20 protein-coding genes are annotated in these 24937 nt (G+C 56.6%); 11 read left to right on the forward strand and 9 right to left on the reverse strand.

Going from position 1 to position 24937, the window contains the following annotated elements; all coding sequences use genetic code 11:
• Positions 1-52 precede the first annotated feature (52 nt).
• Positions 53-799: a 3'(2'),5'-bisphosphate nucleotidase CysQ gene (gene cysQ / locus NNN71_RS05290; RefSeq protein WP_271458022.1), complete on the forward strand. Its 747-nt coding sequence runs from the start codon at positions 53-55 to the stop codon at positions 797-799.
• Here cysQ and NNN71_RS05295 read toward each other — a convergent pair.
• On the reverse strand, positions 796-1350 hold the full coding sequence (locus NNN71_RS05295; protein WP_163445829.1) for a YtfJ family protein: 555 nt from the start codon (positions 1348-1350) through the stop codon (positions 796-798). The two genes, cysQ and NNN71_RS05295, sit on opposite strands and share 4 nt — an antisense overlap.
• A gap of 323 nt (positions 1351-1673) precedes the next feature.
• Here NNN71_RS05295 and NNN71_RS05300 point away from each other — a divergent pair, with 323 nt between their 5' ends.
• Positions 1674-1880 (forward strand): DUF1107 domain-containing protein, encoded by a 207-nt coding sequence (locus tag NNN71_RS05300; protein ID WP_064546918.1) that lies wholly within the window; start codon positions 1674-1676, stop codon positions 1878-1880.
• Between the two features lie 109 nt (positions 1881-1989).
• Here NNN71_RS05300 and NNN71_RS05305 read toward each other — a convergent pair whose 3' ends face one another.
• The 6 genes from NNN71_RS05305 to NNN71_RS05330 form a co-directional block, all read right to left on the reverse strand.
• A complete protein-coding gene (locus NNN71_RS05305) occupies positions 1990-3333 on the reverse strand; it encodes a hemolysin family protein (protein WP_163445825.1) in 1344 nt (447 codons plus the stop codon).
• 143 nt (positions 3334-3476) lie between these two features.
• Positions 3477-5021, reverse strand: a complete 1545-nt coding sequence (locus tag NNN71_RS05310; protein ID WP_163445824.1) for an MFS transporter — start codon at positions 5019-5021, stop codon at positions 3477-3479.
• 88 nt (positions 5022-5109) lie between these two features.
• A complete protein-coding gene (locus NNN71_RS05315; RefSeq protein ID WP_223803439.1) occupies positions 5110-6132 on the reverse strand; it encodes a Gfo/Idh/MocA family protein in 1023 nt (340 codons plus the stop codon).
• A gap of 12 nt (positions 6133-6144) precedes the next feature.
• The gene (locus tag NNN71_RS05320) at positions 6145-7212 is read right to left on the reverse strand and encodes a Gfo/Idh/MocA family protein (protein WP_271458023.1); all 1068 of its coding nucleotides are present in this window, start codon (positions 7210-7212) and stop codon (positions 6145-6147) included.
• Positions 7213-7214: 2 nt separating this feature from the next.
• Positions 7215-8393: a Gfo/Idh/MocA family protein gene (locus tag NNN71_RS05325; protein ID WP_271458024.1), complete on the reverse strand. Its 1179-nt coding sequence runs from the start codon at positions 8391-8393 to the stop codon at positions 7215-7217.
• A 19-nt stretch (positions 8394-8412) separates the two neighbouring features.
• A complete protein-coding gene (locus NNN71_RS05330; protein WP_271458025.1) occupies positions 8413-9567 on the reverse strand; it encodes a Gfo/Idh/MocA family protein in 1155 nt (384 codons plus the stop codon).
• A 189-nt stretch (positions 9568-9756) separates the two neighbouring features.
• Here NNN71_RS05330 and NNN71_RS05335 point away from each other — a divergent pair, with 189 nt between their 5' ends.
• Positions 9757-10815 (forward strand): LacI family DNA-binding transcriptional regulator, encoded by a 1059-nt coding sequence (locus NNN71_RS05335; protein WP_271458026.1) that lies wholly within the window; start codon positions 9757-9759, stop codon positions 10813-10815.
• Here NNN71_RS05335 and msrA read toward each other — a convergent pair.
• On the reverse strand, positions 10812-11456 hold the full coding sequence (gene msrA / locus NNN71_RS05340) for a peptide-methionine (S)-S-oxide reductase MsrA (RefSeq protein ID WP_271458027.1): 645 nt from the start codon (positions 11454-11456) through the stop codon (positions 10812-10814). The two genes, NNN71_RS05335 and msrA, sit on opposite strands and share 4 nt — an antisense overlap.
• Before the next feature lie 270 nt (positions 11457-11726).
• Here msrA and tamA point away from each other — a divergent pair, with 270 nt between their 5' ends.
• The 3 genes from tamA to NNN71_RS05355 are packed head-to-tail and all read left to right on the forward strand — an operon-like array spanning position 11727 to position 17580.
• Positions 11727-13460 (forward strand): autotransporter assembly complex protein TamA, encoded by a 1734-nt coding sequence (gene tamA / locus NNN71_RS05345; protein WP_167577033.1) that lies wholly within the window; start codon positions 11727-11729, stop codon positions 13458-13460.
• Positions 13457-17233 (forward strand): autotransporter assembly complex protein TamB, encoded by a 3777-nt coding sequence (gene tamB, locus NNN71_RS05350; RefSeq protein WP_223803434.1) that lies wholly within the window; start codon positions 13457-13459, stop codon positions 17231-17233. The genes tamA and tamB overlap by 4 nt, the downstream gene beginning before the upstream one ends.
• Positions 17234-17235: 2 nt before the next feature.
• Positions 17236-17580, forward strand: a complete 345-nt coding sequence (locus NNN71_RS05355) for a gamma-glutamylcyclotransferase family protein (protein WP_064546942.1) — start codon at positions 17236-17238, stop codon at positions 17578-17580.
• Positions 17581-17682: 102 nt separating this feature from the next.
• Here the strand turns inward: NNN71_RS05355 and ppa are convergent, their stop codons facing one another.
• Positions 17683-18210 (reverse strand): inorganic diphosphatase, encoded by a 528-nt coding sequence (ppa, locus tag NNN71_RS05360; protein ID WP_064546944.1) that lies wholly within the window; start codon positions 18208-18210, stop codon positions 17683-17685.
• 402 nt (positions 18211-18612) lie between these two features.
• Between ppa and ytfQ the strand changes: the two genes are divergently transcribed.
• From ytfQ to NNN71_RS05385, 5 genes are all read left to right on the forward strand, one after another.
• Positions 18613-19569, forward strand: coding sequence for a galactofuranose ABC transporter, galactofuranose-binding protein YtfQ (ytfQ, locus tag NNN71_RS05365; RefSeq protein WP_163445815.1), 957 nt, complete (start codon positions 18613-18615; stop codon positions 19567-19569).
• A gap of 130 nt (positions 19570-19699) precedes the next feature.
• Positions 19700-21202, forward strand: a complete 1503-nt coding sequence (gene ytfR, locus NNN71_RS05370) for a galactofuranose ABC transporter, ATP-binding protein YtfR (RefSeq protein ID WP_271458028.1) — start codon at positions 19700-19702, stop codon at positions 21200-21202.
• A gap of 10 nt (positions 21203-21212) precedes the next feature.
• The gene (gene ytfT, locus NNN71_RS05375; protein ID WP_271458029.1) at positions 21213-22238 is read left to right on the forward strand and encodes a galactofuranose ABC transporter, ATP-binding protein YtfT; all 1026 of its coding nucleotides are present in this window, start codon (positions 21213-21215) and stop codon (positions 22236-22238) included.
• Complete coding sequence (yjfF, locus tag NNN71_RS05380) at positions 22225-23226, forward strand: galactofuranose ABC transporter, permease protein YjfF (protein ID WP_163445812.1); 1002 nt, start codon at positions 22225-22227, stop codon at positions 23224-23226. Before ytfT ends, yjfF begins: the two co-directional genes overlap by 14 nt.
• An 86-nt stretch (positions 23227-23312) precedes the next feature.
• Positions 23313-24875 (forward strand): methyl-accepting chemotaxis protein, encoded by a 1563-nt coding sequence (locus NNN71_RS05385; RefSeq protein ID WP_271458040.1) that lies wholly within the window; start codon positions 23313-23315, stop codon positions 24873-24875.
• Positions 24876-24937: the final 62 nt, after the last annotated feature.

Raw genomic sequence — 24937 nt, forward strand, 5'->3', positions numbered from 1 at the left:
GATATAAATAAAACAATAAGTTAACACCACTGTAATTTTAACGAGGTGGAAAATGTTAGAACAAGTCTGTCAGCTTGCGCGCGATGCGGGCGATGCCATCATGGACGTGTACGATGGTAAGCAGCCGTTAGACATCGCCAGCAAGAAAGATGATTCGCCGGTGACTGCGGCCGACATCGCCGCTCACCATGTGATTATCAAAGGCCTGAAGGCGATGACGCCGGAAATCCCGATTCTCTCCGAAGAAGATCCGCCGGGCTGGGACGAGCGCCAGCACTGGCAGCGCTATTGGCTGGTGGACCCGCTGGACGGCACCAAGGAGTTCATCAAACGCAACGGTGAATTCACCGTCAACATCGCGCTAATTGAGAACGGTAAAGCGGTGCTGGGCGTGGTCTACGCGCCGGTGTTGAAGGTGATGTATAGCGCCGCCAACGGCAAGGCGTGGAAAGAAGAGTGCGGCGTGCGTAAGCCAATTCAGGTGCGCGACGCTAACCCGCCGAAAGTGGTGGTTAGCCGCTCGCACTATGCCAACGATGATGAGCTGAAAGAGTATCTGCAACAGTTAGGCGAGCATGATACGGCGTCGATTGGTTCGTCGCTGAAGTTCTGCCTGGTGGCGGAAGGCGAAGCGCAGCTTTACCCGCGCTTCGGGCCAACCAACATCTGGGATACCGCGGCGGGACATGCCGTCGCCGCCGCTGCCGGCGCGCACGTCAACGACTGGCAGGGAAAAACGCTGGATTACACCCCGCGTGAATCGTTCCTTAACCCCGGCTTCCGCGTTTCAATTTTTTAATTCAACAGCTTATGCAGCAGGGCGACGACCTGCTGCACTTCTGCCGCCGTCAGGCCACCGTCTTTTGCCCACTGCACTCGCCCGTCTTTATCCAGCACCACAATCGCTGAACTGCCTTCTTCAAGCTGCCAGGCTTTGCGCACTACGCCGTCGCTATCGACGACAAACTGCGACCACGGGAACAGCTTCTTATTGCTTTCAATGCTGCTGCGCACAAACATCGATGAACCCGGAATGGCGTCATCGGTATTCACGATGGTGGTGGTCTGATAGCGATCGTGCGGCAGATTGGCGGCCTTAATGGCTTCAATCAACGAGGCGTTTTTCTCTTTCGCTGACGAACGTCCGGCAATATGTTGCACGACGCGCACTTTGCCGGGGAGCTGCGCGCTATTCCAGCTTTTATAGCTAAACTTATCGTTATCAAGAATGAGTTCACCGCGATCGGCCACGCCAACGGGGGCCACGCGTTGTCCATTTGTGAAATTATGTGCGGCTGCCATTAACGGCATTAACAGGCATGAAACCGCAAGAAGCGTACGTAGAGTCATGGTTTTTCCTTTTTATATGCAGGTGATCCGACCACTTGGTCGATGCTTTTAATCATAAGTGCGATTAATGGAGTTTTCCCGCAAAGGCGGTGCCAGTTTGTGGAGGAACGCACACAATCTCACGAAAATGAAGCCTTATACTGTCTTCGTCGTATAGCTGAAAAGAATGTTCTGAATTATTGTAATAAAAAAGTAAATTAGGACCTCTATGATAGAGGACCTCTGTTGTTATGGACTATAGTTAACGAGTACTTCACTTTGCGCCCCGGAGCGTTGAAGCCAAATGTGGATCAACTAGGGCGTAGTACTCGCAGGAGATTAGAATGAAAATTTTCCAACGCTACAACCCGCTTCAGGTTGCGAAGTATGTTAAGACCCTGTTTCGTGGACGGTTGTATATCAAGGACGTTGGCGCTTTTGAATTTGATAAGGGTAAAATTCTTATCCCAAAAGTCAGAGACATCCAGCACCTTTCTGTGATGTCTGAAGTAAACCGTCACGTACTGCGTCTTCAGACCGAAATGGCCTAACGCAGATACCACGCGGTAGAATTAAAAACGGCTCCTTATGGGAGCCGTTGATGTTTTTAGCGCTCTCTCTTTTCTGGGAGAGCGCGTAAAACGGTGTCGTTGGAGGGAATCAGGCGGCACCCTGTTCGCGTTCCGCGATGTCCGCCTGTTTCGGTACCAGCACCGTAGGTTTGTTGTCGATGCGGGTCACCAGCAACTGATCGATACGGTAGTTATCGATATCCACCACTTCAAATTTATAGCCGGAGAATTTCACCGAGTCGGTGCGTTTCGGGATTTTTCGCAGCATAAACATCATGAAACCACCGATGGTTTCGTAGTTGTCCGACTGTGGGAAATCATCGATATCCAGCACGCGCATCACGTCGTCGATCGGTGTGCCGCCATCAATCAGCCAGGAATTCTCGTCACGGGCGACAATTTGTTCTTCCAGGCCCTGGCCGACCAGGTCGCCCATCAGGGTGGTCATCACGTCGTTGAGGGTGATAATGCCCACCACCAGCGCGTACTCGTTCATGATCACCGCGAAGTCTTCACCGGCGGTTTTAAAGCTTTCCAGCGCTTCGGACAGCGTCAGCGTATCCGGCACGATCAGCGTGTTGCGAATCTGCACGCCGCTGTTCAGCGCCATGCTCTGGTTGGCCAGCACGCGGTTCAGCAGGTCTTTGGAATCGACGTAGCCAATGATGTGGTCGATATCTTCGTTACACACCAGGAACTTGGAGTGCGGATGCTCGGCCACTTTGTTTTTCAGGCTCTGCTCGTCCTCATGCAGATCGAACCAGATGACGTTTTCACGCGGCGTCATCGATGACGGTACGGTACGGGACTCCAACTCGAACACGTTTTCAATCAGCTCGTGCTCTTGTTTACGCAGCACGCCCGCGAGTGCGCCGGCTTCCACCACCGCGTAGATATCGTCGGAGGTAATGTCGTCTTTACGTACCATCGGCAGTTTGAAGATACGGAAAATGATGTTGGCCATGCCGTTGAAGAACCACACCAGCGGCCGGAAGACCAACAGGCAGAAGCGCATCGGGTTGATGATACGCAAAGCCACCACTTCAGGCGCAATCATACCGATGCGTTTCGGAGTTAAGTCCGCAAACAGGATAAACAGGCCAGTAACCAGCGAGAAGGAGAGAATAAAGCTCAACTGCTCGGAGAGTTCCGCTGACATATAGTTGGAGAACAGCGAGTGAAACGCCGGAGAGAACGCCGCGTCGCCGACGATACCGCCGAGAATGGCAACCGCGTTGAGGCCAATTTGCACCACGGTGAAGAACATACCCGGGTTTTCCTGCATTTTCAGCACGCGTTGGGCGTTGATGTTGCCTTCATCGGCAAGCAGTTTCAGTTTGATTTTGCGCGATGCGGCAAGTGAAATCTCAGATATTGAGAAGAACGCACTGACGGCGATCAGGCAAAGTATGATGAATATACTGTTTAACATATCTTATCTAACCCGTGGGGCCAGATCCTCGGAAGGGAAGTTGATAAATCCGTGTGAAATACACATTGAAAACCGGCCCGAAGGCGTTGGGCCGGCAATTTCAGGGGTTAGTATAGCGTAAGGGACTGTAAAGCTGCCAGAGGTTAACCGTTAGTCGGTAACGGTGTGGTTTTTGCGCGACGCTTCGGTGTCGCATCCCAGACTTCATTATAGGCATAGCCCGTCAGTGCGTGGATGACGTCACGGGTCTCCCGATCGCAGTCTTCGGCGTTGCCGCCAAGCTTACGGCGGGCCACTTCTTTAACCAACAGGCTGTGAGTTTTCTGCGTCAGCTTAAAGCGATATGTGACATAGAAGCTGATGGCCAGTAGCCCGGCGGTGGCGAAAATCATCAGGCCAATAATCGCGTGCAGGGCGCTGGCCGGCTGCGCGCCGCCGCCTTTGACGAAGCCGCTCTCTTCGAGCACGATGCCAATCAGCATAATCGCTAATGCGACGGTGCTTTTGCGGGTCAGGACCATCACGCCCGCGAAAATTCCCTCGCGGCGCTGGCGGGTGACGATTTCATCAACGTCCGGAATAAAGCTGTAGATGTTCCACGGTATGTAGTACAGCCCGGCTTTCGCCAGTCCCAGCAGGACAAACACCGAAGAAAACAGCAGCGTCGGGACCTGGAGATTACCGATATAGACGGTAAACAGAAACGCCAGCACCAGCAGAATACTACCGTAGGAGAGCCGCAGCGCCCCGGAGGGGGTGAGGTTGAATTTATTCATCAGCATCATAAAGCCGAACGTGCCGGGAATAGAGACAAAGGCGGCGATACTTAATAAACCGGAAACCATTTCGGCATCGTGATGCAGAGCATAAACCACGTAATAGGTAAATACCGAGCCAAAGACATCCATGGCGGTAAAAGAGCAAATATAAATTAAAATATGCTGGCGAAATATTCTTATCTTAAATGAAGAAATAAGGTCGATTACCAGGTATTTCAAATGGTTTAAAAGACCGCTGCTGCGTTGATTATCCGGCTGAAATTCATACTCTTCTCGCACATCTTTAGCTTCCCAGGTGCAGGCCCAGGTGGTAAATACTGCGACACAATAAATAACCGCAAAAACAATCCCGGTCAGGGTGTAGGTAAAGGAATTATCTTTACCGGTATATTGCATAATAATACCGGGGACGGAGACTGCCAGAAAACCACCGAGGGCGGAACACATCATGCGTACGCCGGAAAGCCGCGTCCGCTCGCTGAAGCGGTTGGTCATTTCAGCGGCCAGCGTCTCCCAGGGGACCAGTACCATCGCTGAGAGCAGTTCGATAGAGAGATAGGTGCCCAGGTAGTACCAATAGTTCATATCGGTCAGCCAGACGAGGGCGTAGAGAAACATCAGCGGAGAGCTAATCAATAAGAAAAAGCGGCGGCGGCCAAATTTACGGCCAAGCCAGGTATTGCCAAAGTTATCAGTAATGTATCCCATCACCGGGCTTAAAATAGCGTCGATAATACGTGCAATGGCAAATATTGAACCGGCTTCTAATACGGATAAACCGCAATAGGTAGTATAGAAAAATAAAAGCCATGTTCCGATAACGGCAAAGGCGCCGCCGCCAAATAAATCAGTGACTCCGTAGCCAATAGCAATGCCATAGCCAACTCGACGTTCGGTTGGTTTCACCATAATATTATTATTCCTGTACTGGTAGGGTGTCGGTGCAGAGTGACCTCTGCACCTTATATTATTGACAGCAGGAAAAATCGGATGACGATCACTCGTTTATATTCACCCATTTCCTCAATAGTGACGATTGGTAAATGGTATTAACCATCTGTAATGATTTCGCCGCTTCGCGGATATCGCAGAAACTGGCGGCCGCGGGAGTGTCTAACGCCTGATAAAAATGCAGTACGGCTTGTTGATGGCCGATGCCCCAATAGCTTTTGCCCACGCCGTCTGGCGAGGCGTCGCTGGCCAACAGAACGTGCTCATCGGCGCAAATTTGCCACAGCGCGTTGTCATGCAACCGCAGCATGCCGTGTTCGAACTCTATTTCCAGCAGCAGCGGGGAGTCGCTGGCGTAGCAGTTACTGGCATAGAACAGGCCGCGCGCGCCGTTGTTAAAGCACAGCGTCACCATCGCGCTGTCTTCGGTCTCGATTTCGTCGGCCAGCAGGGTGCTGTCGACTACGCCCTTCAGACGCCGCACGCCGCCGCCAAACCACTGCATCAGATCCAGGGTATGAATGGCCTGGTTGATCAACAGGCTGCCCCCCTCGGTGGCGAAACTGCCGCGCCACGGACTCGCGGCATAGTAGTTGCCGGAACGTGACCAGGTGAGCACCGCTTTCACGGCGCGCATTGCGCCAAGCCGGCCTTCCTCAATGCAGCGTTGAATCGCCAGACTGGTAGGATTAAGGCGGTTCTGATAACAGACACCCACATGACGTTGGGCGATCGTGGCGGCGGCCTGAATGTCGCTCACCTCCTGCGGATTCATCACCACCGGCTTTTCGCAGAACACCTGTTTCCCTGCCGCCAGCGCGGCAAGGATCATCGGCTTATGCAGGTAATGCGGCGTGCAGATGTGCACCACGTCAATGGCATCATCCAGCAGCATCTCGCGATAGTCCTGATAAAACTGACAGCCATAGTCGGCAGCGAGCCGGCTCCCCTTTTCGCTATCGATATCGACTATCGCGCGTAGCACCGCGCCCGGAACGTGGCGCAGCGCGTCCACGTGACAGGTGTGAATAGCGCCGCAGCCGATAATCGCCGCATGACGTGTTTGCATCGCCGCCTCCTGTTATTCCACCGCGTTCGCCAGCATCTGTGCTTTTACGCACAGCTCGGCGGCCTTAAAGGTGTGCGCCTGGGTCATGGCATTTTCCGTACGGTTCAGGCAGTCCAGAATCAGCTGGCCGAAGTACGGGAAGCCCACCTGACCGGCGACCGGATAGCGGAATTCGCCCTCCTTGTTGACCAGATACACCACATCCTGCTCGCCGCGAGTGATATCGACGTACTTACGGATTTCAATGTAGCCTTCGGTGCCGAGCAGGGTCAGGCGACCGTCGCCCCAACTGGAGAGGCCGTCCGGGGTAAACCAGTCGCAGCGGAAGTAGCCAGTCGCGCCGTTATCCCCGGCCAGCATCGCGTCGCCGAAATCTTCGAACTGCGGATACTGCGGATGGTTAACGTTGCGCACCTGGCTTGCCACGACACGCGCGTCGGTGTTACCGGTGTAAAACAGAAACTGCTCAATCTGGTGGCTGCCGATATCACACAGGATGCCGCCGAAGAATTCCTTCTCGTAGAACCAGTCCGGGCGGCCTTCGCCTTCACGGTGCGGGCCGACGCCGAGCGTCTGCATCACGCGGCCAATCGCGCCTTGCTGCACCAGTTGCCCGGCGAACACGGCGCTTTCAACGTGCAGACGTTCGCTGTAGTAAACCGCGTATTTGCGCCCGGTTTCCGCCACCTTACGTTTAGCGGCCTCCAGCTGTGCCAGCGTGGTCAGCGGCGCTTTATCGGTAAAGTAATCTTTACCCGCGTCCATCACCTTCAGCCCCAGCGCGCAGCGTTCAGAAGGTACGGCGGCACCGGCAACCAGCTGTACGCTGCTGTCGTTGAGGATGGTTTCCAGCGACGGCGCAACCTGTACCTGCGGATACTGCTGGACGAACTTGTCGACTTTGGCTGGATCGGGGTCATAAACCCATTTCAGCGTCGCCCCAGCTTCAATCAGGCCGTTGCACATGCCATAGATATGACCGTGGTCCAACGCGGCGGCGGCAATAATAAACTCGCCCTCGCCGACAACCGGTTGCGGTTTACCCACCGGGGCGTAGTTCATACCGTCTTTGATACTCATGCTTATGCTCCTTTGTCCAAATTTTTACCCAACGGAATTGCGCCCACTTCCGAGAAGTTCTCCACCGAGGCGACCTTTTCGTAGAAGTGCGGGGCGAGGGAAACCAGGCCACCGGTTTTGTACCAGGGCTCATCCGGGCTGACGGGAAGCGTCACCACCCGTCCGGTAATTGACGATTGATAAATCGCGGTGATCAGCTCCAGCGAGCGTTTGCCCTGCACGCCATCAATCAGCGGCTCACCGTGCTGTTCAACGGCATTGAGCAGGTCGTTAATCTGCCCGGCGTGTAGCGTGTATTTCAGCGGCGGCGTATGGCGGAACAGCGCATCCAGCCGCGCTTCACGTTCGTTGTCGTGTTGCTCTTGTGGGAATCCGTTGTCGGCGGAGACGCTGGCCCACACGTCCCACGGTGCGGAGATACGCGCTTTATCGCCCTGAATCACGATTTTCTGGTCTTCACCGTGATGGACTACCGAGGCGGTCAATTGCGTCAGCGCGCCGCTGTCGTAGCGGAATATGGCGGCGGAAAGATCTTCCACTTCGGCGTTATCGTGGGCGACGTTCGTCATCATCGCCACCACCTCTCTCGGGAAGCCGAGCATCCACTGGATGGCGTCAATGTGGTGCACCGCATGGTTAAGCGTGCAGCCACCGCCTTCTTTCTCCCACGTGCCGCGCCACCACAGGTCGTAGTAGCAGTGGCCGCGCCACCAGAAGGAGTCCACCTGCGCGTGGCATATTTTCCCCAGTTCGCCGGAATCGACGACCTGCTTTAAGCGCCAGAAGGCGTCGGTAAAGCGGTTTTGGGCGATAATGGAGAGGATTTTGCCGCTGGCGCGTTGGGCGGCGATCATCGCGTCGCACTCTTCCAGCGAGGCCGCCATCGGCTTCTCGCACAGCACGTGTTTCCCGGCGTTGAGCGCGTCGATGCTGATTTCGGCGTGCACGTACGGCGGCGTACAGACGTCGACGATATCCACTTCAAGGCCGGACTCCAGCAGCGCCTGATGGCTGCTGAACACGGTGGCGTGCTTCAGCCCGTAGCGCACTTTCTTTTCCTGCGCCTTCTCCGGGTAGATATCGACCAGCGCCACAATCTGGCAGCGGTCGGCAAATTCCTGATAGCCCTGAATATGGCTGTGGGAGATGTTGCCGGTTCCCACAATCGCAATGCGTAACATGGTGTTCTCCTGCTGCGGATTACCAGGTGCCGGAGGCATCGAGAGTTTTACTGACCACCTGTTTATCGATGGAGGTGGCGATGCGTTCATCGAGCAGCTTTTTAAACAGCGCTTCGTCGAACGGCAGGTCAACCCAATCATCGGTCCAGGTTGAGAGGTGCATGGCGTTTGACAGCGTCAGGCCGTGAATACCCTCGGTACCCGGCGCCAGTAGCGGCGTGCCGTGCAGCACCGCGGCGGCGAAATTGGCGGTGATGACGTGGTGGTCGCTGCACTCCGGCGCGACGGGAATGGTCACTTCCCAACATTCGGGTTCACCAAAGCCGTTTTCCCAGCGGGCGTTAAATTCGGTTTCCGATTCCCGCAGCCGCCAGAAGCGCAGCTTGCCGTCTTCCACCACCACTTTGCCGCGATCGCCGGCGATCTCCAGACGGTTGGTCCCCGGCGCTTCGGCGGTGGTGGTGATAAAGACGCCGGTCGCGCCGTTGGCGTATTCGGCATAGGCGGTGACCTCGTTTTCCACTTCGATATCGCGATGTTTACCGAACTGGCAGAACGCGCGCATCCGTACCGGCATACCGACCAGCCATTGCCATAAATCCAGCTGGTGTGGGTCCTGATTCAGCAGTACGCCGCCGCCTTCACCCTTCCAGGTGGCGCGCCAGCCGCCGGAGTTGTAGTAACTCTGCGAGCGATACCAGTTGGTGATGATCCAGTTGGAGCGGCGCAGTTCGCCCAGCTCGCCGCTGTCGATCAGATCTTTCACTTTTTGATACAGCGGGTTAGGGCGCTGATTGAACATCATGCCGAACACCACGTTGCAGCCGCGGGCGAATTCGTTCATCTCGCGCACCTGCGCGGTGTAGACGCCTGCCGGTTTCTCACACAGGGTGTGAATGCCGTGACGCATGGCCAGCATGGAGAGACCTGGATGGTCATAGTGCGGCGTGGAGACGATGACCGCGTCAATCAGCCCGCTTTTCAGCATCTCTTCGGCGTCGCTGAAGAGGGTGACGTCATTGCCGACCACCTGGCGAATGGCGGAATGTTTGTCGGGATTGTTGTCACACACTGCCGTCAGACAGGCTTCTTTTACCGTACCCGCCAGTAGGTATCGGGCGTGGACGGTCCCGATATTGCCCACGCCGATAATGCCAAAACGCACCTTATCCATGTTGCACCTTACGTAATAGAAATGACTGAAATCTGAAAATAGGGAAGCGGGCGAAGGTGGACAAACGGAATTTGTGAGAATGCTCGCAGGTAGAAAAGGAATATGCGCGGAAAACTGAAAATGGGTTTTAAAATCAGCGAACTGCATCTGCAAAAATTTGCAAAATATGATTGCGAGCGAGGTCACATAATGCCAGGTAAGCTCAAAATGGATGAAATTGCCGCCCGTACCGGCTACTCCATCAGTACCGTTTCCCGGGTGCTGAGCGGTAAATCCTACACCAGTGAAAAAGCGCGAGAGGCGATTGTGAAATGCGCCCGCCAGCTCGGGGTGCTGGACTCGCTGGCTAACGGACGGCTGCTGATTAACGGCATTGCGGTGTTCGCGCCGGAGCGCACCTTTCAGGGACGGGGCGATACCTTTTATCTGGAAGTCACGAAGGGGATTGCCGAAGCCAGCGCGCCGCATGATGTGTGGATCAGCCACTGTGCGCTGGAGGAGCAGCACGCCGACGTTAAATTATTCCTCGAAAAAGCCAGCCACAAGAGCATCAACGCAGTGATCATTATCGGCACGGATGATCCCATGATCCTTAAACTGGCCAGCACGCTGAATAAGCCTTGCGTGCTGATCAACTCCATCGACCGAGAGATGTCGCTGGACTGCGTGTCGCCCGACCACCGGGCGATTGGCTTTACCGCGATGCGCTATCTATTTGAGCAAGGTCATCGGCGGGTTCTGACGATGACCTGCCTGCGTCGGGAAACGCTCTATGCCCGGCTGGACGGGATTAAAGAGGCCTATCGTTATCACCATGTTCCTTTCAACCCTCAGCATGACCTGCTGGTCACCGAGTGGTTTACGGCGGAAGAGGCGGAGCTGGCGCTGGACACCTGGCTGACGACCCACGATCGCGCGCAGTGGCCTGATGTTATCTTCCCCAACAGCACCAGCATGACTGAGGGGGTGATGAAGGCGCTGCGACGCCACGGGCTGCGTGTCCCCAAAGATATCTCTCTGATTACCACCGATTTTACGTGGAATCTGGAAAGCAGCCTGACTGCGCCGGTCACTGGCATTCTCGTGCCCTGCCGCGATCTGGGCATTGAAGCCGTACATCTGCTGCAAACCCGCCTCAACCGCCCGCAGTCGCCGGTCTACAACCTGTTATTACAGGGCAAAGTGATGGATTTTGGCACGGTGGCAAACGCGACGCGCCATGCGGCGCGTCTGGCGTTGGACGGTTAGCCCTGCAGCTGCGGCGGCAGGCACACGCCAATTCCCCCGATGCCGCAGTAGCCGTACGGGTTTTTATGCAGATACTGCTGGTGTTCATCTTCCGCGTAGTAGAACGGCTTCGCGAGGGCGATTTCGGTCGTGATATCACGTGCGTCGCCCGCGCTGCGCATGGCTTCCTGGAACTGTTGCAGGCTGGCGTGCGCTTCCTGTTCCTGTTCTGGGGTCAGCGGATAGATTGCCGAGCGATACTGCGTGCCGTGATCGTTGCCCTGACGCATGCCCTGCGCCGGGTCATGATTCTCCCAGAACACTTTCAGCAGTTCGCCATAGCTAATCACCGCCGGGTCATACACCACACGTACCGCTTCCGCGTGCCCGGTCTGCCCGCTACAGACTTCCCGGTAGGTGGGGTTCGGCGTATAGCCGCCGGTGTAGCCCGCCGCGGTGCTGTAAACGCCGGGAAGCTGCCAGTACAGCCGCTCCACGCCCCAGAAACAGCCCATCGCAAACAGCGCGACCTCCATGCCTTCCGGCACGTGGGTCATTGAGTGTTCCGTCACAACATTGAGCGTTGCAACCGGCATGGGTGTATTTCTTCCGGGTAATGCATCCGATTGAGATACAATATTTTTTTTGTCGAACAAGCTCATAGGGACCGCCTCCGGGGAACAGTAATTTCCGTTAAGGTTGTAACCGGGCGTGTCTTTTAACACAATAACCACGCCGAATACGTCTAAATTTAAACATAAGAATAATTTGGGGCTCTGTCTTTATTTCAACCCGACAAAGAGTGGGTTTTTTAAGCTGACGTTGAATGCCGCGCGCCATCAGGGCGTGAAAAAGGCTAAAACGCAGTCATGGCCGCGGAGCGGACTTTCGTTTCCCTTTTGGGGTGGAAACAAGGATATTCAGGAGAAAACGTGCGACAAATCCGCCAGTTATGTGTGGTGAGCTTACTGCTGACCAGCGGTGTTGCCAGTGCAGCAAACATCCGACTACAGGTCGAAGGGCTCTCAGGCGAACTACAAAAAAACGTTCGAGCCCAGCTATCGACCATCGACAGCGACGAAGTATCGCCGGATCGTCGCTTTCGCGCACGCGTGGATGATGCCATTCGCGAAGGGTTGAAAGCCCTCGGCTATTACGAACCGACCATCGATTTTGAACTTAAACCACCGCCGGCCAAGGGGCGTCAGGTGCTGCTGGCCAAGGTGACGCCGGGTGAACCGGTGCGCATTGGCGGCACCGATGTGATCCTGCGCGGCGGGGCGCGTACCGACCGCGACTATCTGGATCTGCTGAAAACCCGACCCAAAATTGGCACGGTGCTTAACCATGGCGATTACGATCATTTCAAAGGGTCGTTAACCAGCGTGGCGCTGCGTAAGGGATATTTTGATAGCGAGTTCAAAAAGAGCCAGCTTGGCGTGGCGGTCGATCGTCATCAGGCGTTCTGGGATATCGACTATGACAGCGGCGAGCGCTACCGCTTTGGTGACGTCACCTTCGAAGGCTCGCAGATTCGCGAAGAGTATTTGCAGCATCTGGTGCCGTTCAAAAAGGGCGACTATTACCAATCCAGCGATCTGGCGGAATTGAACCGTCGGCTGTCCGCCACCGGTTGGTTTAACTCAGTGGTTGTGGCGCCGGAGTTTGATAAATCACGGAAAACTAAGGTCTTACCGCTGCATGGTGTGGTATCGCCGCGCAGCGAAAATACCGTAGAACTGGGGGGAGGTTACTCCACCGACGTTGGCCCGCGGGTGAAAGCGTCATGGAAAAAACCGTGGGTGAACTCTTACGGTCACAGCCTGACGACCAGCCTCAGCGTTTCGGCGCCGGAACAGCAGCTGGACTTCAGCTATAAGATGCCGCTGCTGAAAAACCCGCTTGAGCAGTATTATCTGGTGCAGGGTGGTTTTAAAAGTACCGACCTCAACGACACCAAAGCCGACTCCACCACGCTTGCGGTCTCACGTTTCTGGGATCTTTCCAGCGGCTGGCAGCGCGCGATTAACCTGCGCTGGAGTCTTGACCACTTTACGCAGGCCGATGTCACCAACACCACTATGCTGTTTTATCCGGGGGTTTCTATCAGCCGTACCCGCTCACGCGGCGGCCTGATGCCCACCTGGGGCGACTCTCAGCGCTACTCGATCGACTACTCGAATACCGCCTGGGGTTCGGATGTCGACTTCTCGGTGTTTCAGGCGCAAAACGTCTGGATTCGTACCCTTTACGATCGCCATCGCTTTGTGATTCGTGGCAACCTCGGCTGGATTGAAACCGGCGACTTTGACCGCGTACCACCTGACCTGCGTTTCTTCGCCGGCGGCGACCGCAGTATTCGCGGCTACAAGTACAAGTCAATTTCCCCGGAAGACAGCAAAGGCAAGCTCATCGGGGCATCAAAACTGGCCACCGGCTCGCTGGAATATCAGTACAACGTGACGGGGAAATGGTGGGGCGCCGTGTTCATGGACGGCGGGGAAGCGGTCAGCGATATTCGCCAGAGCGACTGGAAAACCGGCGCGGGGGTTGGCGTACGCTGGCAGTCGCCAGTGGGGCCCATCAAGCTCGACTTTGCCGTCCCGGTGGGCGACAAAGATGAACACGGATTACAGTTTTACATCGGTCTGGGGCCTGAGCTATGACGTTATGGAAAAAAATAAGCCTCGGCGTACTGATTTTTGTCGTGCTGCTGCTGGGCATCGTGGGATTTCTGATTGGCACCACCACGGGGCTGCATCTGCTGTTTAACGCGGCGAACCGCTGGGTTCCGGGGCTGGAGATAGGCCAGGTCACCGGTGGCTGGCGCGATTTATCGCTGAAAAATGTCCGCTACACCCAGCCGGGCGTGGCGGTGGATGCCGGTGAACTTCATCTGGCGGTGGAGCTCAATTGCCTGTGGCACAGCAGCGTGTGCGTTAACGATGTCGCGCTCAGCAACATCAACGTGGCAATCGACAGCAGCAAAATGCCGCCTGCCGCGCCGGTGGAGGAAGAGGACAGCGGGCCGCTGAATCTCTCGACGCCGTATCCAATCACCTTGAAGCGGTTCGCGCTCAACAACGTCAATATCAAGATTGATGACACCACGGTGTCGGTGATGGACTTCAGCAGCGGCCTGACGTGGCAGGAAAAGAACCTGACGCTGACGCCAACGACGCTGCAAGGCCTGCTCATCGCTTTGCCGAAAGTCGCCGACGTGGCGCAGAAAGAGGTGGTGGAGCCGAAGATAGATAACCCGCAGCCGCAGGAAAAACCGCTCGGCGAAACCATGACCGAGCTGTTCTCGAAACCGGTGCTGCCGGAGATGACCGATGTGCATCTGCCGCTGAACCTGAATATCGAATCCTTTAGCGGCGAGCAGCTGCGTATTACCGGCGATACCGACCTGACGGTGTATAAGATGCTGCTGAAGGTCAGCAGTATCGACGGCAATATGAAGCTCGACGCGCTGGATATCGACTCCAGCCAGGGCACGGTGAACGCCAGCGGTACCGCGACGCTGATCAACGACTGGCCGGTAGACCTCACGCTCAACAGCACCCTGAATATCGACCCGCTGAAGGGCGAAAAGGTGAAGCTGAAGGTGGGCGGCGCGGTACGCAAGCAACTGGAAGTGGGGGTTAACCTTTCCGGCCCGGTGGATATGGGCATTCGCGCGCAGGCGCAGCTGGCGGAAGCCGGGCTACCGTTCAACCTTGAGGTGAACAGCAAGCAGCTCTATTGGCCGTTTACCGGCGAGAAACAGTTCCAGGCCGATGACCTGAAGCTGAAGCTCGGCGGTAAGATGACCGACTACACCCTGTCGTTCCGCACCGCGGTGAAAGGGCAGGACGTGCCGCCGGCGAACATCACTCTCGACGCCAAAGGCAACGAGCGGCAGGTGAACCTCGACAAGCTCACCGTCGCGGCGCTGGAAGGCAAAACGGAGTTGACCGCGCTGCTCGACTGGCAGCAGGCGATCAGCTGGCGCGGCGAGCTGGCGCTGCATGGCATCAACACCGTGAAGCTGGCGCCGGACTGGCCGTCGAAGCTCGATGGCCTGATCAAAACTAACGGCAGCCTGTACGGCGGTAGCTGGCAGATGAACGTACCGGAGATGAAAATCAGCGGTAACGTGAAGCAAAATAAAGTGAAAGTCGATGGCTCTCTGCGCGGTAACAGCTATCTGCAATGGACCATTCCGGGGCTGCACGTGGCGCTGGGCAATAACACCGCCGACGTGAAGGGCGAGCTGGGGGTGAAAGACCTGGAGCTCGATGCCAATATCGACGCGCCGAAGCTCGACAACATGCTGCCGGGATTAGGCGGCACGGCGAAAGGGCTGGTGAAGATTCGCGGTACGGTCGATGCGCCGCAGCTGCTGGCGGACATCACCGCGCGTGGTCTGCGCTGGCAGGAGCTGTCGATTGGCCAGGTGCGCGTCGATGGCGACGTGAAATCCACCGATCAGATTGGCGGTAATCTCGACGTCCGCGTTGAGCGTATCGTGCAGCCGGATGTGAATATCGGGCTGGTGCATCTGGCGGCGAAAGGCAACGAAAAGCAGCACTCGCTACAGCTGCAAATTCAGGGCGAGCCGGTCTCTGGACAGCTGGCGCTGGCGGGGAGCTTTGACCGCAAAGAAGAACGCTGGAAGGGGGCGTTAAGCAATACCCGCTTCCAGACGCCGGTCGGCCCGTGGTCCATCAACCGTGATATCGCGCTGGACTACCGTAACCTGGAACAGAAAATCAGCATCGGGCCACACTGTTGGGTGAATCCGAACGCCGAGCTGTGCGTACCGCAGACAATTGATGCGGGCGCGGCAGGGCGTGCGGTGGTGAACCTCAACCGTTTCGATCTGGCGATGCTCAAGCCGTTTATGCCGGAGGAAACTCAGGCTAGCGGCGTGTTTAGTGGCAACGCGGATGTCTCCTGGGACACCACTAAGGAAGGGCTGCCACAGGGTAAAGTCACCCTCGCCGGACGCAACGTTAAGGTCACCCAGATCGTCAACAACGCGCCGCTGCCGGTGGCTTTCGATACGCTGAATCTGAGCGCCGATCTGCACAACAACCGCGCCGAATTGGGCTGGCTGATTCGCCTGACCAACAACGGCCAACTGGATGGACAGGTGCAGGTGACCGACCCGCAGGGGCGACGTAACCTCGGCGGTAACGTCAACATCCGTAACTTCTCGCTGGCGATGGTGAACCCGATCTTCTCGCGTGGTGAAAAGGCGGACGGCAAGCTGAACGCGAATCTGCGTCTCGGCGGCGATCTTCAGAGCCCGCTGATGTTCGGCCAGCTTCAGCTGAATGGGCTGGACGTTGACGGTAACTTTATGCCCTTCGACATGCAGCCAAGCCAGCTGACGATGAACTTCAACGGCGCCACCTCGACGTTGCAAGGGGAGGTGCGAACCTCACAGGGGCAGATCAGCCTGAACGGCGACGCTGACTGGCGGCAGATTGAAAACTGGCGCGCGCGTATTGCGGCGAAAGGCTCTCGCGTGCGAATTACCGTGCCGCCGATGGTACGTCTCGACGTCTCGCCAGACGTTGTGTTTAACGCCACGCCGAGCCTGTTTACCCTTGACGGTAACGTTGATGTGCCGTGGGCGCGTATCGTGGTGAAAGAGGTGCCAGAAAGCGCAGTGGGCGTTTCCAGCGACGAAGTACTGCTGAATAACGATCTCCAGCCAAAAGAGACCAAATCGGCTTCAATTCCGATCAACAGTAACCTGACTATCCACGTCGGCAACAACGTTCGTCTGGATGCGTTTGGCCTGAAAGCGCGCCTGACCGGCGACCTGAAGGTGGCGCAGGATAAACAGGGGCTGGGGCTTAACGGGCAGATCAATATTCCGGAAGGGCGCTTCCACGCCTACGGCCAGGATCTGATCGTGCGTAAAGGCGAGCTGCTGTTCTCCGGCCCGCCGGATCAGCCGCTGCTGAATATCGAAGCGATTCGTAACCCGGATGCCACCGAAAACGATGTGATCGCCGGCGTTCGCGTAACCGGCTCGGCGGATCAGCCAAAGGCGGAAGTCTTCTCCGACCCGGCGATGTCGCAGCAGGAAGCGCTCTCCTACCTTGTTCGTGGACAGGGACTGGACAGCGGTCAGAGCGACAGCGCAGCGATGACCTCAATGCTTATTGGTATGGGGGTTGCACAAAGTGGTCAGGTTGTGGGTAAAATCGGCGAGACGTTTGGCGTAAGTAATCTGGCGCTGGATACCCAGGGGGTGGGCGACTCTTCCCAGGTGGTGGTCAGCGGATACGTATTGCCAGGTCTGCAGGTGAAATATGGCGTTGGGATCTTTGACTCGTTAGCGACGCTCACGTTACGCTATCGCCTGATGCCTAAGCTGTATCTGGAAGCGGTGTCTGGCGTAGACCAGGCGCTCGATTTGCTCTATCAGTTTGAGTTTTAGCAATGCGAATATTTGTTTACGGCAGTTTACGGCGCAAACAGGGCAACAGCCACTGGATGACCAACGCTCAGTGGCTGGGCGATCACAGCGTGACCGATTATCAACTGTACAGCCTGGGCCACTATCCAGGCGCGGTGCCCGGCGATGGCACGGTACACGGTGAAGTCTATCGGATTGATGCCTCGACGCTAGCCGAGCTGGATGCGCTGCGTACCAAAGCGGGCGAATACGCACGTCACCTCATTCAGACGCCGTATGGCAGCGCCTGGATGTACGTCTATCAGCGCCCGGTCGATGGGCTGAAGCTGATAGAAAGCGGCAACTGGTTGGATAAAGACCAGTATTGAATACGACAACGCCACCCTCGGGTGGCGTTGTTTTTTTATCAGCGTGGTCTACAAACAAAAACACCGCCCGGAGGCGGTGTTTTTAACGCTCAAAAAGAAATCTTATTTCTTCGCGCGCTCGAAGGAAGCAACGATTTCAGCTTTAGCCGCTTCAGCGTTGTCCCAACCGTCAACTTTAACCCATTTGCCCGCTTCGAGGTCTTTGTAGTGCTCGAAGAAGTGGGTGATCTGCGCTTTCAGCAGATCCGGCAGGTCGTTCACATCTTTGATGTGATCGTATTCTTTGCTCAGCTTGGTGTGCGGTACCGCAACCAGTTTCGCATCTTCACCGGATTCGTCGGTCATTTTCAGAACGCCAACCGGACGGCAACGGATCACAGAACCCGGCTGCAGCGGGTACGGGGTCGGGACCAGTACGTCAACCGGGTCACCGTCCAGAGACAGGGTGTGGTTGATGTAGCCGTAGTTGCACGGATAGAACATCGCGGTGGACATGAAACGGTCAACGAACAGCGCGCCGCTCTCTTTGTCGACTTCGTATTTGATAGGATCTGCGTTAGCCGGGATTTCGATGACTACGTAGATATCTTCCGGCAGATCTTTACCCGCAGGGACGTTGAGTAAGCTCATGTCTGTTTCCTTTAGAATGTGTGGCAAATCAGTGCCCGGTATTATAGCCAACTCGCCGCGAATGTCTTGGGCTGTTTTACATCTCCTGCCGTGAAACACGGTCTTTTCAGTGCCTTCTTATGGCAGGAAAATCCATAAAGTTAGCCGCATACTGAATAAAATCGTGGAACCGTTTACATTGCGCCAGGAAATGGGCTGATGCGGGTTAAAATTTCCACAAAATCGATAGCCTTCAACGGGTGCGCGACGCCTACTCCCTCCTGAACTTGTTCTGTTAATGGTAATTAACAAATAATTTACTTTTTTGAAGTGTGATGTAACGCATTCCGTTACATCTCCCATTGTCTATAGTTTTTCCGCAGATGAATATTTGACCAACAATAACCCTACGAGGATACCTCTATGTGGAAGCGCTTACTTCTTGTCACAGCAGTTTCCGCAGCCATGTCGTCTATGGTCATGGCTGCCCCTTTAACGGTGGGATTTTCACAAGTTGGCTCTGAATCGGGCTGGCGCGCGGCGGAAACCAACGTCGCGAAGCAGGAAGCGGAAAAACGCGGTATCACCCTGAAGATTGCCGACGGGCAGCAAAAACAGGAAAACCAGATAAAAGCGGTGCGTTCGTTTATCGCTCAGGGCGTTGATGCCATCTTTATCGCGCCGGTGGTGGCGACCGGCTGGGAACCGGTACTGAAAGAGGCCAAAGAGGCCAAAATTCCGGTGTTCCTGCTCGACCGTTCTATCGATGTGAAAGATAAATCGCTGTACATGACCACCGTGACTGCCAACAACGTGCTGGAAGGGCAACTGATCGGCGAGTGGCTGATCAAAACTGTCGACGGCAAGCCGTGTAACGTGGTGGAACTGCAGGGGACCGTCGGCGCGAGCGTGGCGATAGACCGTAAGAAAGGTTTCGCTGATGCCATTTCGAAAGCCTCTAACATCAAGATTATCCGTTCCCAGTCCGGCGACTTTACCCGCAGCAAGGGGAAAGAGGTGATGGAGAGCTTCATCAAGGCGGAGAACAACGGTAAGAACATCTGCATGGTTTACGCCCATAACGACGATATGGTGATCGGTGCCATTCAGGCGATAAAAGAGGCCGGGCTGAAGCCGGGTAAAGATATCCTCACCGGCTCAATTGACGGTGTACCGGATATCTACAAAGCGATGATTGCCGGTGAAGCGAACGCCAGCGTCGAGCTGACGCCGAACATGGCCGGCCCGGCGTTTGATGCGCTGGAGAAATTCAAGAAAGACGGCACCCTGCCGGAAAAAGTGACGCTGACCAAGTCCACGCTGTATCTGCCGGATACGGCGAAAGAAGAGTTAGAGAAGAAGAAAAATATGGGCTACTAAGCGGTTGATACCCTCACCCCAGCCCTCTCCCTGTAAGGAAGAGGGCGCCGTTCGGTGCAGGGCTATCAATCAGGCACAATACGTCCCCTCTCCCCCTCGGGGAGAGGGCCAGGGTGAGGGGGAGCGCACCATGACCACTGAAACCAACCCGGAAATCCTCCGCACCGAGGGGCTCTGCCAGTATTTTCCCGGCGTGAAAGCGCTGGATAACGTCAACTTCAGCCTGCGGCGCGGCGAAATTATGGCGCTGCTCGGCGAAAACGGCGCGGGTAAATCCACGCTGATTAAAGCGCTGACCGGTGTTTATCACGCCAACAGCGGCAGCATCTGGCTGGAAGGGCAGCAAATTCATCCGAAAAATACCGCGCATGCTCAGCAGCTGGGCATTGGCACGGTATATCAGGAAGTGAACCTGCTGCCGAACATGTCGGTGGCGGACAACCTGTTTATTGGCCGCGAGCCCAAACGCTTTGGCTTTATTCAGCGCAAAGAGATGGAAAAACGCGCCACCGCGCTGATGGCTTCCTACGGTTTTTCCCTTGACGTGCGCGAACCGTTAAACCGCTTTTCGGTGGCGATGCAGCAGATCGTCGCCATCTGTCGGGCGATAGATCTCTCCGCCAAAGTGCTGATCCTCGATGAACCGACCGCCAGCCTCGACACCAAAGAGGTGGAGATGCTCTTCACCCTGATGCGCCAGCTACGCGATCGCGGGGTCAGCCTGATCTTTGTCACCCATTTTCTCGATCAGGTGTATGCGGTGAGCGACAGGATCACCGTACTGCGCAATGGCACCTTTGTGGGGTGTCGGGAAACCCGCGAGCTGCCGCAGATTGAGCTGGTAAAAATGATGCTGGGTCGTGAGCTGGAGAGCCAGGCGCTGCATCGCGCGGGACGCACGTTACTGAGTGATAAACCGGTGGCTTCCTTTGAAGGCTATGGCAAAAAAGGCACCATCGCCCCGTTCGATCTGCATGTCCGCCCTGGCGAGATCGTCGGCCTGGCGGGGCTGCTGGGATCCGGACGCACCGAGACCGCGGAAGTGATCTTCGGTATTCATCCCGCCGACAGCGGGCAGGCGACGATCAAAGGCAAGCCGCAAACCCTGCGATCGCCACATCAGGCCTCGTGTCTGGGGATCGGCTTTTGCCCTGAGGATCGTAAAACGGACGGCATTATTGCCGCCGCCTCAGTGCGCGAAAACATTATCCTCGCGCTGCAGGCGCAACGCGGCTGGCTGCGGCCAATTCCGCGCAAAGAACAAAACGAGATTGCCGATCGCTTCATTCGCCAGCTGGCGATCCGCACCCCCAGCGCCGAGCAGCCGGTGGAGTTTCTCTCCGGCGGCAATCAGCAAAAAGTGCTGCTGTCGCGCTGGCTGCTGACGCGCCCGCAGTTCCTGATCCTCGACGAACCGACGCGTGGGATCGACGTTGGCGCGCACGCGGAGATCATTCGCTTGATCGAAACCTTGTGTGCGGACGGCCTGGCGCTGCTGGTGATCTCGTCTGAACTGGAGGAGCTGGTGGGCTACGCCGACCGGGTGATCATCATGCGCGATCGCCAACAGGTGGCGGAGATCCCGCTCGCCGAGCTCTCTGTTCCCGCCATTATGAACGCGATTGCGGCCTAAGGAGTTAACCGTGATGCCCCGAACTGTCCCCCAAACCGATAAGCCAGCGCGCCGCTTTCGCTGGCCGCCGGGTATGCCGCAAATTGCGGCGTTAATCCTGGTGCTGCTGGTCGATAGCCTGGTGGCGCCGCACTTTTTCCAGATAACCTTACAGGATGGCCGTCTTTTCGGCAGCCCGATTGATATCCTCAACCGCGCGGCGCCTGTAGCGCTGCTGGCGATCGGCATGACGCTGGTGATCGCCACCGGCGGTATCGATCTTTCCGTTGGCGCGGTGATGGCTATCGCCGGCGCCACTGCGGCCTCAATGACCGTGGCCGGGCACAGTCTGCCGGTAGTGCTGCTGGCGGCGATCGGATCCGGCGTGCTGGCCGGGCTGTGGAACGGCATCCTGGTCGCGATCCTGAAAATTCAGCCCTTCGTCGCCACGCTGATTTTGATGGTCGCGGGGCGCGGCGTGGCGCAACTTATCACCTCCGGGCAGATCGTCACCTTCGACTCGCCGTCGCTGGCGTGGATCGGCAGCGGCAAGTTTCTCCTGTTCCCGACGCCGGTCATTATTGCGCTGGTGACGCTGATTGTCTTCTGGCTGCTGACGCGTAAAACCGCGCTCGGTATGTTTGTTGAAGCGGTGGGGATCAACATTCGCGCGGCGAAAAACGCCGGGGTGAATACCCGCATCGTGGTGATGCTGGCCTACGTGCTGAGCGGCGTGTGCGCGGCGATTGCCGGAACGATTGTCGCGGCAGACATTCGCGGGGCCGATGCCAACAACGCCGGGCTGTGGCTGGAGCTGGACGCCATTCTGGCGGTGGTCATTGGCGGCGGCTCGCTGATGGGCGGGCGATTTAACCTGCTGCTTTCGGTGGTGGGCGCATTGATTATCCAGGGGATGAACACCGGTATTCTGCTCTCCGGCTTCCCGCCGGAGCTAAACCAGGTGGTCAAAGCGGTGGTGGTGATGTGCGTGCTGATCGTCCAGTCACCGCGCTTTATTCAGATACTGAAGAGGATGCGGGGCCATGATAAAACGTAACTTACCTCTGATGATCACCCTGGGGGTGTTTATCCTGGGTTATCTCTACTGTCTGACCCAGTTTCCCGGTTTCGCCTCGACGCGAGTGATTTGCAATATTCTGACCGACAACGCCTTCCTCGGGATTGTCGCGGTAGGCATGACCTTTGTGATCCTCTCCGGTGGTATCGATCTTTCCGTCGGCTCAGTGATCGCCTTCACCGGCGTATTTCTCGCCAAGGCGATCGGCTTCTGGGGGTTATCGCCGCTGGTGGCCTTTCCGCTGGTGCTGGTGATGGGCTGCGCCTTCGGCGCGTTTATGGGCTGGTTGATTGACGCGCTGAAGATCCCGGCATTTATCATTACGCTCGCCGGGATGTTTTTCCTGCGCGGCGTGAGCTACCTGGTGTCTGAAGAGTCGATTCCTATCGATCACCCGGTATACGACACCCTTTCCGGACTGGCGTGGACCCTTCCCGGCGGCGGCCGTTTGAGCGCGATGGGGCTGTTAATGCTGCTGGTCGTGGTGTTGGGGATTTTCCTGGCCCACCGTACGCGCTTTGGCAATCAGGTCTACGCTATCGGCGGTAACGCCACCTCGGCTAACCTGATGGGTATTCCGACGCGTAGCACCATCGTGCGCATTTATATGCTGTCGACGGGGCTGGCAACGCTGGCGGGCATTGTGTTCTCCATTTATACCCAGGCTGGCTATGCGCTGGCAGGGGTTGGCGTGGAGCTGGATGCCATCGCCTCGGTGGTGATCGGCGGCACGCTGCTGAGCGGCGGCGTCGGTACGGTGCTGGGCACACTGTTTGGCGTGGGCATTCAGGGGCTGATTCAGACCTACATCAACTTTGACGGCACGTTGAGCTCGTGGTGGACCAAAATCGCTATCGGCATTCTGCTGTTTATTTTTATTGCTCTCCAACGAGCGCTGACGGTGCTGTGGGAGAACCGGCAGAGTGCGGCTGTCACCCGCGTCGATCTCCCGGTAACAAAGAACTAACATACTGAAACGCTAAAGTTTTTCCGGTAGCAGCCGATACCAGTCATTTACGCCAAACAGTACCCCTGCTACCGGACAAAACTATGATGCTAAAAACGCTCTCTATCCGTACCGGCCTGCTGTCCCTGCTCGCCGTGATGACTCTGCTGCTGATTCTGGTCAGCGGTATCGGCATTTATGCTCTCACCCAAAGTTCTGCCTCCCTCCAGCGTATCGACCACCTGCAAAGCGAGCAAATGACGCAGCTGAATGAGGGTTATACGCTGCTGCTGCGTGCGCGTAACGAAGCAGGCCAGGCGATCCGCTTGATGGAAATCGGCATGCTGGACGACGCGGCGAAGGCCGTCAAAAACCTTAACGGCGAAGTGACGCAGGGACAAAAAATTATCGCCAGCGTCAGCCAGTCATCGGTTGACGATGCTGATGGCGCAAAACGGATGGCGGATGTCGCGAAAAGCTATGAGGTCTATAACACTCAGGCGATCAAACCGATGCTGGCGGCGCTCGAGCAGCAGAACGTCGACGGTTATTACGATCTGCTGGAAAAAACGATGATCCCGGTGGCCCGCCAGTTTGATAACGCCATTCACGCCTTCCAGGATTGGGGGGAGTCGCGCGGGCAGATTGAAGTCGCGGCAGTACACAGCACCAAGAATCGAGTTTTGGCGTTGATGGTGTTGGCTATTGCACTGACCGCAGGGGTGATAGCGCTTGCCTGGCTGCAACTGCAACATTTGCTGTTAAAGCCGCTGGCATCGGCGATTGGTCAGCTTGAGCAGGTGGCGTCCGGGGATTTAACCCCTTCGCCGCTGAAAACCAGCAGCGCCGAAATTAAGCGTCTGAATGTGGCGATTGCCGGGATGCGCGAGTCAATGATGAATTCGGTCATGCGGGTGCGCGACGCCAGCTCACAGATTGATATCGGCAGCCGCGAGCTGACGGCGGGCAATAACCACCTGGCGCAGCGTACGGAGTCGACGGCCACCTCGCTGGAACAAACCGCCGCCAGCATGGAACAGCTGACCGCCACCGTGAAGCAGAACGCCGACAACGCCGAGCAGGCGCACAAGCTGGCGCGCGATGTCTCGGATACCGCCGATCGCGGCAGCGAGATGGTGTGTTATGTGATTGAAAAAATGCAGGATATCTCCGGCAGCGCGAAGCGTATTGCGGACATCCTGAGTGTGATTGATGGCATTGCCTTCCAGACCAATATTCTGGCGCTTAACGCCTCGGTGGAAGCGGCCCGTGCGGGTGAACAGGGGCGCGGATTTGCGGTCGTAGCCGGTGAAGTACGTAACCTCGCCAGCCGCAGCGCCGATGCGGCGAAAGAGATTCGCCAGCTGATTGCCGACTCGCAAACCCACGTCAATGAAGGCAGCGACCTGGCGCAGCAGGCGGGGGAAACCATGGATGAGATCGCCAGCGAAGTGATGCGGATGACCAAGCTGATGCGGGAAATTGCCAGTGCGTCGCAGGAACAGAGCCGCGGCATTGAACAGGTGAATATTGCGGTGAGTCAGATGGATGAAACCGCACAGCAGAACGCGGCGCTGGTACAGCAGTCTTCGGCGGCAACCCGTTCGCTGGAAGAGCAGTCGCAGGCGCTGGTGGCGGCGATGGCGTCGTTCCGGTTGCAGGTGGCGTAATCGGGTTACCCCCTCACCCCGGCCCTCTCCCCAAAGGGGCGAGGGAGAAAATCGACCGACCC

The organism is Kluyvera sp. Awk 3 (assembly GCF_028069715.1).
Classification (GTDB): domain Bacteria; phylum Pseudomonadota; class Gammaproteobacteria; order Enterobacterales; family Enterobacteriaceae; genus Kluyvera; species Kluyvera georgiana_A.

What these genes read in the sequence shown, in the direction of transcription:
- cysQ (WP_271458022.1), top strand. Translation starts at nt 53, where the DNA reads ATGTTAGAACAAGTCTGTCAGCTTGCGCGCGATGCGGGCGATGCCATC.
- NNN71_RS05295 (WP_163445829.1), bottom strand. Translation starts at nt 1,350, where the DNA reads ATGACTCTACGTACGCTTCTTGCGGTTTCATGCCTGTTAATGCCGTTA.
- NNN71_RS05300 (WP_064546918.1), top strand. Translation starts at nt 1,674, where the DNA reads ATGAAAATTTTCCAACGCTACAACCCGCTTCAGGTTGCGAAGTATGTT.
- NNN71_RS05305 (WP_163445825.1), bottom strand. Translation starts at nt 3,333, where the DNA reads ATGTTAAACAGTATATTCATCATACTTTGCCTGATCGCCGTCAGTGCG.
- NNN71_RS05310 (WP_163445824.1), bottom strand. Translation starts at nt 5,021, where the DNA reads ATGGTGAAACCAACCGAACGTCGAGTTGGCTATGGCATTGCTATTGGC.
- NNN71_RS05315 (WP_223803439.1), bottom strand. Translation starts at nt 6,132, where the DNA reads ATGCAAACACGTCATGCGGCGATTATCGGCTGCGGCGCTATTCACACC.
- NNN71_RS05320 (WP_271458023.1), bottom strand. Translation starts at nt 7,212, where the DNA reads ATGAGTATCAAAGACGGTATGAACTACGCCCCGGTGGGTAAACCGCAA.
- NNN71_RS05325 (WP_271458024.1), bottom strand. Translation starts at nt 8,393, where the DNA reads ATGTTACGCATTGCGATTGTGGGAACCGGCAACATCTCCCACAGCCAT.
- NNN71_RS05330 (WP_271458025.1), bottom strand. Translation starts at nt 9,567, where the DNA reads ATGGATAAGGTGCGTTTTGGCATTATCGGCGTGGGCAATATCGGGACC.
- NNN71_RS05335 (WP_271458026.1), top strand. Translation starts at nt 9,757, where the DNA reads ATGCCAGGTAAGCTCAAAATGGATGAAATTGCCGCCCGTACCGGCTAC.
- msrA (WP_271458027.1), bottom strand. Translation starts at nt 11,456, where the DNA reads ATGAGCTTGTTCGACAAAAAAAATATTGTATCTCAATCGGATGCATTA.
- tamB (WP_223803434.1), top strand. Translation starts at nt 13,457, where the DNA reads ATGACGTTATGGAAAAAAATAAGCCTCGGCGTACTGATTTTTGTCGTG.
- NNN71_RS05355 (WP_064546942.1), top strand. Translation starts at nt 17,236, where the DNA reads ATGCGAATATTTGTTTACGGCAGTTTACGGCGCAAACAGGGCAACAGC.
- ppa (WP_064546944.1), bottom strand. Translation starts at nt 18,210, where the DNA reads ATGAGCTTACTCAACGTCCCTGCGGGTAAAGATCTGCCGGAAGATATC.
- ytfQ (WP_163445815.1), top strand. Translation starts at nt 18,613, where the DNA reads ATGTGGAAGCGCTTACTTCTTGTCACAGCAGTTTCCGCAGCCATGTCG.
- ytfR (WP_271458028.1), top strand. Translation starts at nt 19,700, where the DNA reads ATGACCACTGAAACCAACCCGGAAATCCTCCGCACCGAGGGGCTCTGC.
- yjfF (WP_163445812.1), top strand. Translation starts at nt 22,225, where the DNA reads ATGATAAAACGTAACTTACCTCTGATGATCACCCTGGGGGTGTTTATC.
- NNN71_RS05385 (WP_271458040.1), top strand. Translation starts at nt 23,313, where the DNA reads ATGCTAAAAACGCTCTCTATCCGTACCGGCCTGCTGTCCCTGCTCGCC.